Consider the following 14687-nt stretch of genomic DNA (forward strand, 5'->3'; position numbering starts at 1 on the left):
TCAGCCCACCACCGTCAGCTGCCGCGGCGCCACGGCCGGACGCGGTGGCAGGCCGAATCCGGCCGCTCCCGGGGTGAGCGATCCGAGCACCGACGCGTGCCGCGCACCGGTGCAGGCCGGGAGCACGCCGGGCAGACCGTGCGCGGTGAGGAAGCCGAGCACCGCGAAGGCCGCGGCCTCCTTGGCGGGCGACGGCAGGCCGAGATCGTCGGAGGTGCGCAGTTCGGCGGTGGCCAACTCGCCGCGCAGCATCCGCATGAGCACCGGATTTCTGGTCCCGCCGCCTGAGGCGATCACCTCGGTGGGCGAATAGGGTGCGAGCGAATCGGCAATTGTTCGAGCGGTCAAGGCGGTCACAGTGGCGACGATATCGTCGGCCGGTAACGCCGAGACCCGCAACACGCGCTCGAGGTAGGCACGGTTGAACAGCTCCTTGCCGGTGGTCTTGGGCGGCGGCGCGCCGAAATAGGGTTCGGCGAGCAGTGTCTTCAGCAGCGTTTCGTCCACCCGGCCGCGCCCAGCGCGCAGGCCGTCGCGGTCGAAATGCTCGGCGCCCGCGGTCGCGAGTTCCACCGCGGCATCGATGAGCGCGTTGCCCGGGCCGGTGTCGAATGCGACCGGCGGATCACCGAGCACCGTCACGTTGGCGATGCCGCCGATATTCAGCGCGGCCGCGCGGCCGGGCCGCCCGCGCAGCCACAGCACGTCGAACAGCCCGACCAGCGGTGCGCCCTGACCGCCCGCGGCGATATCGCGGGAGCGAAAATCGCCGACCACCGGCAGTCCGGTGCGTTCGGCGATCCAGGCGGGCTGGCCCAGCTGCAGGGTGCCCAGTACCGCACCGCCGTGCACCCAGTGGTAGACCGTCTGTCCGTGTGAGGCGACGAGATCGGCTGTGCCGTCGAAGAATTCGTGCACCGCCGCCTCGGCTGCGGCGGCGAAGGCCTGACCGATCCAGGTGTCGAGGCGGCAGACCGCAGCCATATTCAGTGCGGCGGGCGGCAGCGCGGCGATGAGTTCGGCGCGCACGCGCTCTGGGTACGGCAGGCTGAGCCCACCTACGATGCGAACCTGTAATTCGGTGTCCCGCAACGAGATATCCGCACCGACCGCATCGATCGCATCGTGCGAGGTCCCCGACATCAACCCGATCACCCGCACTAGACCACCGCCTCGACCGGTTCCGGCCGCGGCTGCGGCGCCGGGTGGAACATGCTCGTCGCACCGCCGACCACCAGGGTGACGAGCACGCCGATCGGCACCAACCACTGTGCGGCGATACCCTTTTGGACCACCTTGCCCGCGACGTCGACGTCCACCTTGATCACCCGGACCACGATCGTCATGACGATCACCGTCGCGACGAAGGCGACGATGGCGTCGAACTGGTTGGCGCGCTTGACGATTCGACCCAACAGGAAGGCGCCGAGCAGGGCGCCGTAGGTGTAGCCCGCGATCGTCAGCGCCGTCAGGTAGACATTGCCGGTGGTCGAGCTGAAGCCCATCGCGAACAGCGCCATCAGCACCGCCCACACCAGCGTCATCACCCGGGCCAGGCGCAGCATGGTCCGGTCGTCGAGCGTGCGCTGCGCGAAACTCCGGATGATGTCGGCCACCGTGGAATTCGCCATCGAGTTCAGCGCCGAGGACAGCGAACCCATTGCGGCGCCGAGGATTCCGGCCACCAGCAGGCCGGAGATCACCACCGGCAGGCCGTGCAGGATGAAGTTCGGGTACAGGCTGTCGGAGCTGCCGAGGCCGAGATCCTTGACCGACTTACCGCCGTTGTAGGACCACAACAGCGCGCCGACCAGCGAGAAGGCCGCGAACTGGATGGCGATGAAGATGCCTGAACCGATCATCGCCCGCTGGCTGTCGCGCAGCGATCGGGTGGCCAGAATGCGTTGCACGATCAGCTGATCCGAGCCGTGCGAGGCCATGGCGAAGATCGCGCCGCCGATGATGGCCGTCGGCATGGCGAAGGAACTGGTGAGCACGTGCGCCAGCCCGAAATCGGTGTCGAAGAGCCGGAATTTGCCGCCGTCCAACGCCTTCGACCAACCGGACGCGCCGACGTGACCGGTGAGCACGGCGATCGCGATGAGCGCGCCGACGAGGTAGAGGCCCATCTGCAGCGCGTCGGTCCAGATGACGGCCTTGATGCCGCCGAGATAGGTGTACACCACCGTCAGCAGGGTGAGCGCGACGATGATCACGTCGTAGCCGACGGTCAGCCCGAACTCGCTGAGCAGCAGTTTGATCGGGATGGCCGAGGCGAACAGCCGCACGCCCTCGGCAAGCAGGCGGGTGACGACAAAGGTCACCGATGCGACGCCCTGCAGATAGCGTCCGAAGCGCAACTCCAGATATTGGTAGGCGCTGACGAAGCCGCCGCGCTTGTACAGCGGGATCAGCACGATTGCCACGATGGTGCGGCCGATGATGTAGCCGAGCGCCAGCTCCACATTGCCGAAGGCCTGGTCGGTGTATGCGCCGCCGGGCACCGAGATGACCGTGAGCACGCTGGTCTCGGTCGCCACCACCGAGAAGCAGACGGTCCACCACGGCATCCGGCCCTCGCCGACGAAGTAGTCGCTGCTCGATTTCTGTTTACCGGACAGGCGCAGGCCGATCCACGCCACGGTCACCAGATAGACGACGATGACGGCTAGATTGAGTGCGTTCATCGCGACTCTCCCGGATGACTGGCGAACCTGGCGCAAGTAAGTGTCAATCGTCACAGATGGCCTGTCAACGATTGTCAGCCCTAATTCATAGGACTTGAATCCTATTTCATAGGGGTTGGGTATCGATGCGGGCGATCAGGGGTTCGAGCACGGTCGACCGATCGGCCGCCAGCAACGCCGCACCATCGATCGGGCCACCGGCCGGCACGCGGCGATCGACCGGGTAGGTGATCGCGGCATCCAGCGGGTCGAGCAATGGTCCACCCAGATTGACCAACCCGCCCGTTATCGCGAAGGGCACGGGGCTCGGCAAACCGGACCGCTCGATCGCCGCGCACACCGAGCGCCCCAGCGCCGCGCCCGCGGCCGACATGATCTCGGCGGCAACCTCGTCCGAGGCCGCGGCCCGCGCGACGACGGGGGCGAACCGTGCCGCCACCAGCGTCGGATTCTCTTGCTGCCCAAGAAATTTCGGCAACTCATCGGGCGCGATACCGTACAGCTCGGCAACCTCGGCCAGCAACACCGTCGCGGCGCCGCGCCCGTCGTGCGCGCGCAGCACCGCCCGCAAACCCTCCGCACCGATCCAGCCGCCGCTACCCACATCCCCCAGTAGCGGCCCCCAGCCGTCAACCCGGGTGAACCGCCCCATCTCGTCCACCGCGGTGGCCACCGTCCCCGTCCCCGCCGCGAGCACCACACCCGGCCCGCCGCCGAGCGCCCCTGCGTGCGCGGTCACCGCGTCCGAGGTCACCGCCACCCGGCCGACCTCCGGCAAACTCGCCAGCCCCTCCGCCAAGCGAACCGCCGCCTCCGGCGCGGCGACCGCACCCGCCGCGCCGACACACACCGCCAGCGGCAACTCCTGCGGCCCGATCCCGGCCAGCACCGCCCGAATCGCCTTCTCCGCCATAGCGACACCCCCGGCGCTCGCCAGCCCCGGCGTCCCCGCCACCTCGGCGAACCCCACCTGCACCCCGTCGACCCGCATCGACCCCCGACAACTCGTCTTCCCGAGATCCACTGCGAGCACGCGACCAGCCATTGAGCGATCCTTACATCCCCGCGCGACCGTCGCGCGGACAACCTGTAATCCGCAGGGCACGGTTTTCGGGCATGCGATAGCCGAACTGGAAAGCTGAATGTTTGCGCGAAACACTGCGGTATGGGTCAGGCAGGATAGTTGTTGTCTAACTCTGAGCGACAACGCCGGGTGTGAACCTGAATTGTCGCTCAGAGTTAGACAACAACTACTACCCGACCCCAGCTCCTGGCACTCTCGTGGTTACCTTTGTGCGCGTAGGTTATCGGTGCCCCGCTCCGCCGCATCTCGAGCGGATTCGTCCGCGGCCCGAACATCAACGGCCTCCGGAACGGCTTCCGCCGCATCTTGGACCCCCACCGGAATCGCGAGCGCGTCAGCGGGTTCCGCGGCGCTGCGCCACGACGGCTCCGGCACCAGCGCCCACACCAGCGCCGCGATGGCCAACAGCCCACCGGTGACCGCGAGTCCGAGTCCGTACGAAACCTGTTGCGCCAGTGCGCCTACCGCGATGGGGCCGAGGACGGTGCCCAGATCCATCGACATCTGGAATCCGGCGAGCACCGGGCCGCCGCGGCCGCGCGGACCGATGATGTCGGCGAGGGCGGCCTGCTGGGTGGGGGTGAACATGCCCGAGCCGATGCCCGCGACGAACGAGGTCGCCAGCAGCCAGGGCAGGTTCGGCGCGATGCCGAGTCCGGCGGTGCCGATCGCGCAGATGATCGAGCCGATCACCAGGAAAGGTTTGCGGCCGAAGCGATCCGAGAGCCGCCCCGCCGAAAACAGCACCGCGACATTGCCCGCCGCGAATACCGTCAGCGTGACGCCCGCCATGCCGGCGGACTGGTGCAGCACCTCGACGACGAGCAGCGGCACCAGCGCCATCCGAACACCGAAAACCGCTGCGCCGTTGGCGAAATTCGACAGCAGCACCGCGCGGTATTCCGGCAACGCCAACCCCTCGCGGAAGCTCATCATCCGCACCTCGCCGACCGGTTCGGGTGCCGCGAGCGTCGAATTACGCAGGCTCACATAGACAACCGCGGCCGCGATCAACAGCGCGACCGCGTAGATCACGAACGGCGCGCGCAGCCCGAGCCCGGCCAGCGCGCCGCCGACCAGCGGCCCGCTCACCGACCCGATCAGAAAACTCGACGACCACAGCCCGGACACCCGGCCCCGCTCCAGCGGCGGCGACAGCCGAATCACCAGTGCCAGCGAGGAAACCGTGAACATGGTGGACCCGATTCCGCCCGCGGATCGCAAAACCATGAGCTGCCAATAACTTTGGGCCAGCGCGCTGGCCCCGGTCGACACCGCGACGATCAACAGTCCGCCGAGATAGACCCACCGCTCGCCCAGCCGCTGCACCAGCCGCCCGCTCAACGGCGCGAACAGCAAACGCATCAGCGCGAACGCGGAGACGATCGCCGAGGCCGCGGCCACCCCGACGCCGAAGCTGCGCGCGTACTGCGGCAGCACCGGCGACACCAACCCGAAGCCGATGGCGACGATGAAGGCGGACCCGACCAACACCCAGATCTCGGCGGGCAGGGTCCGGGAGCTACTGCTGCGCACCGGTAAGCGCCTGCCCCACCATTTCCTCCGCGGCCGCCTGCACCTGGGCCAGGTGGTCGGCGCCGTGGAACGATTCCGCGTAGATCTTGTACTTGTCCTCGGTTCCGGACGGGCGCGCGGCGAACCACGCGTTCTCGGTGGTGACCTTCAGCCCGCCGAGCGGCGCGCCGTTACCGCGCGCCCGGGTGAATACGGCGGTGACGGGTTCCCCGGCGATCTCCTTCGTACCGATCATGTCCGGAGTCAACTTCGCGAGCAGCTCTTTCTGTTCCGCGCTGGCCGGCGCGTCGACGCGCGCGTACGCCGGGCTGCCGTATCGGCGCTCGAGTTCGACGTAGCGCGCCGACGGGCTCTGCCCGGTGACGGCCGCGATCTCGGCGGCCAGCAGCGCCAACAGGATTCCGTCCTTGTCGGTGGTCCAGACGGTGCCGTCCATCCGCAGGAACGATGCGCCCGCGCTCTCCTCACCGCCGAATGCCAAACTGCCGCTGAACAATCCGGGCACGAACCATTTGAAGCCCACCGGCACCTCGTGCACATCGCGGCCGAGCACGCCGACCACCCTGTCGATCATCGATGAGGTGACCACCGTCTTGCCGATCTTGGTCAGCGCATCCCAGCCCATCCGGTTCGCGACCAGGTATTCGATGGCGACGGCGAGGAAGTGGTTCGGGTTCATCAGCCCGCCGTCGGGCGTGACGATGCCGTGCCGGTCGGCGTCGGCGTCGTTACCGGTGGAGATGTCGTAGTCGTCCTTGATCGCCACCAGCGACGCCATGGCGTAGCGGGAGGACGGATCCATCCGGATCTTGCCGTCGCTGTCCAGCGTCATGAATCGCCATGTGGGGTCGACGAACGGGTTGACGACCTCGAGTTCCAGGTCGTAGCGCTGCCCGATCTCCTCCCAGTAGTCGACGCTGGCCCCGCCCATCGGATCCGCGCCGAGCCGGATGCCCGCGCCGCGAATCGCGTCCAGGTTCAACACATTCGGCAGGTCGGCGATGTAGTGGTCGAGGTAGTCGTAGCGCTGCACCTTGTGCGCCAGCGCATGCTGCAGCGTGGTGCGCTTCACCCCGTCGAGTCCGTTGCGCAGCAACTCGTTCGCGCGCGCGGCGATGACGTCGGTGGCGACGGTGTCGGCCGGGCCGCCGTGCGGCGGGTTGTATTTGAAGCCGCCGTCGCGCGGCGGATTGTGCGACGGGGTGACCACGATGCCGTCGGCCTGATGCCGCGTGCCGCCCCGATTGTGGCGCAGCACCGCATGACTCAGCGCGGGTGTCGGGGTGTAGCGGTCGCGCGCGTCGACGATCGCGGTGACGTCGTTGGCCGCGAGCACCTCGAGTGCGGTGGTCCACGCCGGTTCGGACAGTGCGTGCGTATCCCGCGCCAGATACACCGGGCCGTCGATGCCGCGGGTGGCGCGGTATTCGACGATCGCCTGGGTGATGGCCAGGATGTGCGCCTCGTTGAACGCGGTATCCAGGCTGGACCCGCGATGCCCCGAGGTGCCGAACGCCACCAGCTGCGCCGGATCCGCCGGATCCGGAATGCGGCTGTAGTAGGCCGTCACCAGCCCGGCGATATCCGCGAGGTCGGTGGGGCGCGCGGGACGCCCGGCTCGATCATGGGCCATGCTCGGGTCTCCCTTCCGTGTCGGCTGCGCCCGGCTCGTCATCAGGATCATGTCCACACCCATTCGGCGGCGTACACCGCGGTGCGGACGGAGTTGTTCGCACTCGCGCCCGGCAGCGCCGAACCGACAATGTTATCGGCGAACGTGCCGGGCGGCAGCAAAGATTCGAAACCCTCGCTCATCGCACCGTCCCGTGCCAGATCTCGACCGGGGACAGCGCGACGTTCACGGAGGTGAACAGCTCGGCGTTCTCTGCGACGAAGGCGCGTAGCCGCGGTGCCTCGTCCACGATGGTGACCACCGCGGGTAGATGGTCGGCCAGGTCGAGGATCCGGCTGGTGTGGATGCGCGAGGACGCGCCGTATCCCTCGATGCCGCGCCATACGCTGGCGCCGGCCAGCCCGGCGTCTCTGGCCCGCCGCACGATCTCGTGGTAGAGGGAGCCGTGTCGCCACTTGTCGTCTTCGTCCAGCAGTACGGTCAATCGAGCCGCCGACTGCCAGCCACCGACCGGTGTCTCGTTCATCGCCTGCCCCCTTCCGTCGTGCCGTCGTGTCCGCCGTGTCGTTCAGGTTCAGCTACCGCGCCATGCTGATTCCGCGCACCGCCCCCGAGGTGAGCCGACACCTTGCTCGCGGTGCCGTTCGGAAAAGTCTACGAACCCGTACGGCCGGATCCGGCACCGCCGGGACCGCAATGGTATCGGGACACCAATTGGTCTGTTCCGGGTGGGAGCGCGACAATTGATCACGAACAGCGTCGTTCGTTGACATGCCGACGGGTTCCACGTACGAATGCCCTGAAGGTTTTCCGCCGAAGTGCCATCAACCCCGACCCCTATTCCGGGAGTGACGATGGCGGCAGGACGAGCTCGACACCTCCTATACCGGGCTGCGCCACGCAGGCCCGGGCACAGGCATTTCCGCAAGCTGCTACTGGTGACGCTGGCCGCGACGGTCGCGGCGCTGGCATACGCGCCGCCCGCGTCGGCGACGCCGATCTACCCGATTCCGGACGCGGACGGCTTCTATTGGGCCCCACCGGATATCGGTAATTTCCAACCGGGCGATGTCATCCGCAGCAGGCCGATGCCGACCGGCGCCTACCCGGGAGCGACCGCCTGGCAACTGCTCTATCGCTCCACCAACTCCTATGACCAGCCCATCGCGGCCGTGACCACAGTCCTGATCCCCGCGGGTGGCGGGCTCAACCGGCCGCTGGTGTCGTATCAGCCGTTCGTCAACTCCCTCGGCATGCAGTGCGCCCCCTCGCACAGCCTGTTCAACGGCACCATGCAGGAGGGCCCGGCGCTGAACCTGCTGCTGGCCCGCGGCTGGGCCGTCGCCGTCCCCGACCACCTCGGGCCGACGAGCGCATACGGCGCGGCCCGGCTCGGCGGCCGCCTGACCCTGGACGGCATCCGAGCCGTAAAACGTTTCCCCCCAGCCGATCTCGCGGGTAGCCCGGTCGGCATGGCCGGATACTCCGGCGGCGGCATGGCCACCGGCTTCGCGGCGGCGCTCGCCCCCGAATACGCGCCGGAACTGCCGATCGTCGGTGTGGCACAGGGCGGTGTCCCGGTGAATATCGGCAAGCTCGCCCTCGATGTCGGGTTGCAGCCGAGCCCGCTGTTCGGCCTCGGATTCGCGGCCGCCATCGGCCTGGAGCGCGAATACCCGAACGAGCTGCCGATGGAACGCATACTGAAACCCGCGGGCTGGGCGCTGCGCGACCAGGTGGCGAACGCGTGCACCCAGGAGATCATCAACGCGGGCGCGAACAAGGGCTTCGCCGACGTCTTCTTCGGCCGGATGGAGGATGCCGATCCGACCACCATCCGCATCATCCACGAGAACAGCCTCGAGACCTTTCCCGGCGTGCCGCGCGCCCCGCTCTACGAGTGGCACGGCACCAACGATCAGGTCAACCCGTGGCTGGCCAGGGAGGTGATGGGCCGCTACTGCGCGGCGGGCACCCCGGTACTGCTGGACATGATTCCGGGCGCCGATCACGGCACCGCCATATTCGCCGGTGCGCCAAGGGCTTTCGGCTATCTCGCGGATCGGTTCGCCGGACTCCCCGCCCCGAGCAACTGCTGAAAGCACCGCGCCCGCGACACTCCGATGTGTCGCGGGCGCCGTCGCTATTCAGTTGAAAGATGTTGCGGCACAGGATCGATTCAGTGCGCGAGCACCGGTTCGCCCTCCGACGGCACCGGCACCGTATTGGGCATCAGCACCGCCATGATCACCGCGCCGGCCACGAAAATCCCGGTGGCCCACCAGAAGCTGGTGGTGTAGCTCTCGATCATCGACTGTGCGACGGTCAGCTTGTCCGGCACCTTCCCCGCCAGGTAGTCGCTCGCCGCCGAGGCCGCGATGGTGCTGAGCAGCGCGGTGCCGATCGAACCACCCACCTGCTGACTGGTGTTGATCGTCGCCGACGCGACACCGGCGTCCTCGTGGTGCACCCCGGCGGTCGCGCCCTGGAACGCGGTGGACATCGCGCCACCGAGACCGAGGCCGAGCAGGATCAGCGCGGGCAGGACGTGCGAGGCGTATCCGGTGGTCAGACCGATCCGGGTCAGCCAGGCCATACCCGCCGCCGCGACGAGGAATCCGACGCTGGTGACGATCTTCGGCCCGACCTTCGGCAGCAGCAGCGAGGGCACGGTGGTCGAGGAGGCGACCATCGCGGCGACCATCGGCAGGAAGGCGACGCCGGTCTTGATCGGCGAGTAACCCATGGTCAGCTGCATGTAGTAGGTGAGGAACAGGAAGATCGCGAACATTCCGATGCCCATGACGAAGACGGTCAGGAACGACGCGCCCCGGGTGCGGTCGAGCACGACGCGCAGCGGCAGCAGCGGATGCGCCACCCTGGCCTCGATCGCGACGAACACACCGAGCAGCACGACACCGCCGATCAGGAAGCCGAGCGTGCCCGCATCGGTCCAGCCGTGCGATTCGGCGCGGGAGAAGCCGTAGACGATGCCGAACAGCGCCGCGGTCACCACGACGGTGCCGGGGAGGTCGAGCTTCGGCCGATCGGTGGTCACATGCTTGGCCAGCAGCAGCACCGCGCCGACCAGCGCGACCGCCGCGAACGCCAGGTTGACGAACATCACCCAGCGCCAGTTGGCCCATTCGGTGAGCGCGCCGCCGAGCAGCAGGCCGATCGCGCCGCCCGCACCGGCGACCGCGCCGAAGATGCCGAATGCCTTGGCTCGCTCGGACGGTTCGGTGAAGGTGACCGTCAGCAGGGACAGCGCCGCGGGTGCGAGCAGTGCGCCGAAGACGCCCTGCGCGACGCGGGCCGCGACCAGCATGTCGAATCCGGTAGCCGCGCCGCCGACCGCGGAGGCGGCCGCGAATCCGATCAAACCGACGATGAACGTGGTGCGGCGGCCGAACAGGTCACTCAGGCGTCCGCCGAGCAGCAGCAGGCTGCCGAAGGCGAGCGCGTATCCGGTGACCACCCATTGCCGGTCGCCATCGCTGAACCCGAGATCCCGCTGCGCTGCGGGGAGTGCGATGTTCACGACGGTCGCGTCGAGCACGACCATGAGCTGGGCGACGCCGAGAACGGCGAGCACCCACCAGCGCATTGCGTGGGATCCGCGACGACCCGCCGCGGATTTCTCGGGGGCGGTTGCCCCACGGTCGATCGTGGTAGTCATATGTCCCCTTTGTCTCGAGTATTGATCCGGAGAAGCCATCTCCGCTTTCCCCGAATGAAAGCTATCACGATAACGGAGGATCCGCCTCCACTTAATCCCGATCGTTGCTAGCATGACGGTGTGAATCACGCCACGGCCGTATCTCCGCCCCGTCGCCTGCGCGCCGATGCCGCTCGCAACCAGCAGCGCATCATCGCCGCGGCGCGGCAACTGTTCGCCGATCACGGACTCGAGATCACCCTCGACGATGTGGCCGAGCGCGCCGGCGTCGGCGTCGGCACGGTGTACCGGCGCTTCGCGAACAAGAAGGAGCTCATCACCGAGGTCTTCGAGCAGAACCTGCTGGAGTTCGCCGACGCCGCCGATGTCGCGCGGCAGTATCCGGACCCGTGGCTCGGCATCGTCGAATTCTTCGAGTACGCGAGCAAACACCTTGCGAACAACCGCGGCTTCAGCGCGGTGATGCTGGAGCTCAAGGAGGATATGGACCGGTTTTCCGCGATTCTGGACGACCGGATCAAGCCGTCCATTCGCGGCCTGGTCGAGCGCGCCCAGGAGGCGGGTGTGCTCGCGCCCGGCGTCGACGCGTCGGATTTCTTCGCGCTGATCCACATGATCGACGGCATCGCCGAATTCGCCGCGCCCGCCAATACCGAGGTCTGGCGGCGGTATATGGCGATCGCGCTGAACGGCCTCCGGGCCGATTCGGTGCCGCGCAGGCCGCTGTCCGTGCCGCCGATGACGGAGGAGGAGATCGAGCACGCGAAGGCGGCCTCCTGCACCGGCCGTCGCCGGTGACCCGCCCGGCGAATATCGACATTTCATTTCATTTCGCGCATTGAGTAGCGGCGGTCACACCGCTGACCTACAGTTGGACACATGACCAACTCGTGGGTGAACTGGGCGGGCGATCAGCGCTGTGCCCCGGCGGCCATCGCGTCCCCGCGCAATACCGACGAGCTCGCCGAAATCATCGGCGCCGCCGCCACCCGCGGACAGACCGTCCGGGTGGCGGGTGCGGGCCACTCGTTCAGCGACACCGTCCTCACCGATGGCGTCCTGCTCGATCTCGGCAAACTGGATCGCATACTCGACATAGACCACGCCACGGGCCGGGTCAGGGTTCAGGCGGGCTGCACGCTCAACGCGGCGAGCAATGCGCTGCACTCGCACGGGCTCGCCTTCCCGAACCTCGGCGACATCGATGTGCAGACCATCGCGGGCGCCACCGCCACCGCAACCCACGGAACCGGCGCCACCCTGCAAAACCTTTCCGCCGCAATACATTCCATCGAGCTAATGCTCGCCGACGGCAGCCGGGTGGAGTTGAACGCCGAAACCGACCCCGACGGCTGGCGCGCGGCGCGGGTCAGCCTCGGCGCACTCGGCATCGTCACCGAGGTGACGCTGCAACTGGTGCCGTCCTTCGTTTTGGAGGGCGTCGAACGCCCCATGCCGGTCGATGAACTGCTCACCGAGCTGGACTCACATGTCGACGGCAACGAGCATTTCGAGTTCTACATGTTCGCGCACAGCCCGCTGGCGATGACCAAGCGCAACAACCGGGTCGCGCTGCCGGAGCAGCCGCGCGGCAAGGCGGTGGACTGGTTCGCCGACATCCTCATGTCCAACTACACCTTCGACGCGCTGTGCCGGCTCGGCCGTCGGGCCCCGCGCACCATCCCGTGGATCCACCGTGGCGCCGCGTACGCGGGCAGCTACCGCAGGCAGGTGGACCGCTCGTATCGAGTCTTCGCCTCCCCCAGGCTGATTCGGTTCACCGAGATGGAATACGCGATCCCCCGTTCGCATTCCGTTGAAGCCATCCGCGAAATCAAGGAACTGGCACGGAAATTCGATACGCCGATGCCCATCGAGGTGCGCTGGGTCGCACCCGACGACGCGTTCCTCTCCCCCGCGACCGGGCGGGAAACCTGCTATATCGCCGTGCACCAGTACCGCGGCATGGACTACGAACCGTATTTCCGTGCCTGCGAAGCGGTTTTCGACAAATACGACGGCCGCCCACACTGGGGTAAGCGGCACTTCCAGACCTGGGAGACGCTGCGCGATCGCTACCCGGACTGGGAGCGCTTCGCCGAGGCGCGGCGGCGATTCGACCCCAAGGGCCACTTCGCCAATGCCTACGTCGACCGGATGCTCGGCTCGGTCTGACGAGTTCGGTTCAGGCCGAAAGGATTTCCGACACCAGCCGCGGCACGGCGGTGCCGATCGGCTCACGGACCAGCTCGCTCGCGATACCGTCGTACGGCGTCGGTTCGGCGTTCACGATGATCAGATCCGCACCGGCGTCCACCGCGACCGCGCACATCGACGCGGCCGGCTCCACCTGCAGTGAACTGCCGATGGCCAGGAAGATTTCACAGGTCTGCGCGGCGAGGGCGGCCTTGGTGACGGTGTGCGCGTCCATCTGCTGGCCGAACATGATCGTCGCGGCCTTCAGTATTCCGCCGCATTCGGGACAGGGCGGATCCGGTTCCCCGTCCGCCACCCGGGCCAGCGCCGCCTCCATCGATGTCTGATAGTCGCAGCCGACGCAGACCACCTCGAACATATTGCCGTGTATCTCGATCACCCGCTCCGGCGTCGATCCGGCGCGCTGGTGCAGGCGGTCGATGTTCTGGGTGATGATGGTGACCGCGCGCCCGCCCCGCTCCAACTCCACCAGCGCTCGGTGCGCGGCGTTGGGCCTGGCCTGCCAGGCCGGATTGTCGCGGCGGGCCAGCCAGGAGCGGCGGCGCAGGTCCGGATCGGCGATGTAGTTGTCGTAGGTCGAAAGCAGTTCGGCGATCGGATCTTTCGTCCACACACCGCGCGGCCCACGGAAGTCGGGAATGCCGGAATCGGTGGAGATGCCCGCGCCGGTGAGGACTCCGATCCGGCCGGTGCGGCGGCGCCAGTCGGTGCTCATATCGATCAAGGTTAAGCGAATATCGGGCCCGCGCCCGAGTGGGCTCGGCCGGGCGGTGTCCGGGGCTGCGCGAGCGGTCAAGCGCCACAACGGCTTTCGAAAGTATCCGCAGGTCACCCGCGGCACCGTAACGCAGGCGCGATGGTGACGATGTGCACGTCGAGCCCATCCTTACGGTTCCGGTGTACGTATTCCCTTACGCTACGACAGCGTTTCGGCGGGAACCCGGGAACCGTCCATCCAGCGAAAGGCGATGCATGACCCACACACCGAGCGTGCTGTTCGTCTGCGTGCAGAACGCGGCGCGATCGCAGATGGCCGCCGGATTCCTGACCGCGCTGGCCGGCGATCGCATCGAAGTGCGTTCGGCGGGCAGCGAACCGGCGGCGGCCGTCGATCCGTCCGCGGTGGCCGCGATGGCCGAGCTCGGCATCGATATCTCCGCGCGGCGCCCGACTCCGTTGACGGACGAGGCGGTCGGTATTTCCGATGTGGTCGTCACCATGGGCTGCGGTGAGGCGTGTCCGTTCTTCCCCGGCATCAGCTACCGCAACTGGGACCTGCCCGATCCGGCCGGGCACGGCCTGGATGGCATCCGGCCGATCCGCGATCGCATCCGGATCCTGGTGGAGAACCTCATCGCGGAATTGGTGCCGGTGTCCAGGCATTGACCCGGGGGCGTCCGATTTCTTCAAGACCGCCCCGGCCCGAGCGCCATACGCTGCGGATATGACTCCACAACTCAGCTTCATCGGCATCGTCGTCAACGATATGACCGCCGCACTGGCGTTCTATCGCCGACTCGGACTGACCTTCCCCGCGGGCTCCGAAACCGAACCGCATGTGGAAGCCGAGTTGGGCGGCGGCCTGCGACTGTGCCTCGACACCGAGGACACCATCCGCTCGTTCTACCCCGAATGGCAGCCGCCCGCGTCGCCGGGCCGCATCGGGTTCGCCTTCCTGTGCGCGAGCCCGGCCGAGGTCGATCGCGTGTACGACGAGCTCACCGCCGCCGGGTATCACGGCCAATTGAAGCCGTGGGACGCGTTCTGGGGCCAGCGGTACGCGACGGTGCACGATCCGGATGGCAACAGCGTCGACCTGTGCGCGGCCCTCGATTCCTAGACCCCATCGAA

General features: G+C 67.7%; 14 protein-coding genes. 5 read left to right on the plus strand and 9 right to left on the minus strand.

Annotated elements, in window-relative coordinates; translation table 11 throughout:
* From LGY53_RS01000 to LGY53_RS01025, 7 genes are all read right to left on the minus strand, one after another.
* The gene (locus LGY53_RS01000) at positions 1-1161 is read right to left on the minus strand and encodes an anhydro-N-acetylmuramic acid kinase (RefSeq protein WP_225724737.1); all 1161 of its coding nucleotides are present in this window, start codon (positions 1159-1161) and stop codon (positions 1-3) included.
* Complete coding sequence (locus LGY53_RS01005) at positions 1161-2687, minus strand: sodium:solute symporter (RefSeq protein WP_225724738.1); 1527 nt, start codon at positions 2685-2687, stop codon at positions 1161-1163. The genes LGY53_RS01000 and LGY53_RS01005 overlap by 1 nt, the downstream gene beginning before the upstream one ends.
* Positions 2688-2793: 106 nt before the next feature.
* Positions 2794-3732 (minus strand): N-acetylglucosamine kinase, encoded by a 939-nt coding sequence (locus LGY53_RS01010; protein ID WP_225724739.1) that lies wholly within the window; start codon positions 3730-3732, stop codon positions 2794-2796.
* A gap of 240 nt (positions 3733-3972) precedes the next feature.
* On the minus strand, positions 3973-5307 hold the full coding sequence (locus tag LGY53_RS01015; RefSeq protein WP_225724740.1) for an MFS transporter: 1335 nt from the start codon (positions 5305-5307) through the stop codon (positions 3973-3975).
* Positions 5294-6940, minus strand: coding sequence for a phosphoglucomutase (alpha-D-glucose-1,6-bisphosphate-dependent) (gene pgm, locus LGY53_RS01020; protein WP_225724741.1), 1647 nt, complete (start codon positions 6938-6940; stop codon positions 5294-5296). Before pgm ends, LGY53_RS01015 begins: the two co-directional genes overlap by 14 nt.
* Positions 6941-6987: 47 nt before the next feature.
* Positions 6988-7122 carry a hypothetical protein gene (locus tag LGY53_RS43385; protein WP_255664421.1) on the minus strand — a complete coding sequence of 45 codons (135 nt, stop codon included), beginning with the start codon at positions 7120-7122 and terminating at the stop codon, positions 6988-6990.
* On the minus strand, positions 7119-7466 hold the full coding sequence (locus LGY53_RS01025) for a DUF190 domain-containing protein (protein ID WP_225724742.1): 348 nt from the start codon (positions 7464-7466) through the stop codon (positions 7119-7121). The genes LGY53_RS43385 and LGY53_RS01025 overlap by 4 nt, the downstream gene beginning before the upstream one ends.
* A 328-nt stretch (positions 7467-7794) precedes the next feature.
* Between LGY53_RS01025 and LGY53_RS01030 the strand changes: the two genes are divergently transcribed.
* Positions 7795-9039 (plus strand): lipase family protein, encoded by a 1245-nt coding sequence (locus tag LGY53_RS01030; protein WP_225724743.1) that lies wholly within the window; start codon positions 7795-7797, stop codon positions 9037-9039.
* 80 nt (positions 9040-9119) lie between these two features.
* On the opposite strand, the gene LGY53_RS01035 is transcribed toward LGY53_RS01030, so the two are convergent.
* Positions 9120-10619: an MFS transporter gene (locus LGY53_RS01035; RefSeq protein ID WP_225724744.1), complete on the minus strand. Its 1500-nt coding sequence runs from the start codon at positions 10617-10619 to the stop codon at positions 9120-9122.
* 120 nt (positions 10620-10739) lie between these two features.
* Between LGY53_RS01035 and LGY53_RS01040 the strand changes: the two genes are divergently transcribed.
* Positions 10740-11417, plus strand: a complete 678-nt coding sequence (locus LGY53_RS01040) for a TetR/AcrR family transcriptional regulator (RefSeq protein WP_225724745.1) — start codon at positions 10740-10742, stop codon at positions 11415-11417.
* Between the two features lie 81 nt (positions 11418-11498).
* Positions 11499-12794 (plus strand): D-arabinono-1,4-lactone oxidase, encoded by a 1296-nt coding sequence (locus LGY53_RS01045; protein ID WP_225724746.1) that lies wholly within the window; start codon positions 11499-11501, stop codon positions 12792-12794.
* Positions 12795-12804: 10 nt separating this feature from the next.
* Here the strand turns inward: LGY53_RS01045 and LGY53_RS01050 are convergent, their stop codons facing one another.
* Positions 12805-13551: a Sir2 family NAD-dependent protein deacetylase gene (locus LGY53_RS01050; protein WP_225724747.1), complete on the minus strand. Its 747-nt coding sequence runs from the start codon at positions 13549-13551 to the stop codon at positions 12805-12807.
* Between the two features lie 257 nt (positions 13552-13808).
* Between LGY53_RS01050 and LGY53_RS01055 the strand changes: the two genes are divergently transcribed.
* Both LGY53_RS01055 and LGY53_RS01060 read left to right on the plus strand, forming a co-directional pair.
* Entirely contained in the window at positions 13809-14222 is a 414-nt protein-coding gene (locus tag LGY53_RS01055; RefSeq protein ID WP_225724748.1) for an arsenate reductase ArsC, read from the plus strand.
* Positions 14223-14280: 58 nt separating this feature from the next.
* On the plus strand, positions 14281-14676 hold the full coding sequence (locus LGY53_RS01060; protein WP_225724749.1) for a VOC family protein: 396 nt from the start codon (positions 14281-14283) through the stop codon (positions 14674-14676).
* The last annotated feature ends 11 nt before the right edge of the window (positions 14677-14687 follow it).

The sequence above is a fragment of the Nocardia sp. JCM 34519.1 genome, from assembly GCF_020361265.1.
GTDB lineage: Bacteria > Actinomycetota > Actinomycetes > Mycobacteriales > Mycobacteriaceae > Nocardia > Nocardia arthritidis_A.

Excerpts from the sequence above, each read along its gene's own strand:
- pgm (WP_225724741.1), bottom strand. The coding sequence starts at position 6,940 with ATGGCCCATGATCGAGCCGGGCGTCCCGCGCGCCCCACCGACCTCGCG.
- LGY53_RS43385 (WP_255664421.1), bottom strand. The coding sequence starts at position 7,122 with ATGAGCGAGGGTTTCGAATCTTTGCTGCCGCCCGGCACGTTCGCCGAT.
- LGY53_RS01035 (WP_225724744.1), bottom strand. The coding sequence starts at position 10,619 with ATGACTACCACGATCGACCGTGGGGCAACCGCCCCCGAGAAATCCGCG.
- LGY53_RS01010 (WP_225724739.1), bottom strand. The coding sequence starts at position 3,732 with ATGGCTGGTCGCGTGCTCGCAGTGGATCTCGGGAAGACGAGTTGTCGG.
- LGY53_RS01005 (WP_225724738.1), bottom strand. The coding sequence starts at position 2,687 with ATGAACGCACTCAATCTAGCCGTCATCGTCGTCTATCTGGTGACCGTG.
- LGY53_RS01055 (WP_225724748.1), top strand. The coding sequence starts at position 13,809 with ATGACCCACACACCGAGCGTGCTGTTCGTCTGCGTGCAGAACGCGGCG.
- LGY53_RS01030 (WP_225724743.1), top strand. The coding sequence starts at position 7,795 with ATGGCGGCAGGACGAGCTCGACACCTCCTATACCGGGCTGCGCCACGC.
- LGY53_RS01045 (WP_225724746.1), top strand. The coding sequence starts at position 11,499 with ATGACCAACTCGTGGGTGAACTGGGCGGGCGATCAGCGCTGTGCCCCG.
- LGY53_RS01025 (WP_225724742.1), bottom strand. The coding sequence starts at position 7,466 with ATGAACGAGACACCGGTCGGTGGCTGGCAGTCGGCGGCTCGATTGACC.
- LGY53_RS01050 (WP_225724747.1), bottom strand. The coding sequence starts at position 13,551 with ATGAGCACCGACTGGCGCCGCCGCACCGGCCGGATCGGAGTCCTCACC.
- LGY53_RS01060 (WP_225724749.1), top strand. The coding sequence starts at position 14,281 with ATGACTCCACAACTCAGCTTCATCGGCATCGTCGTCAACGATATGACC.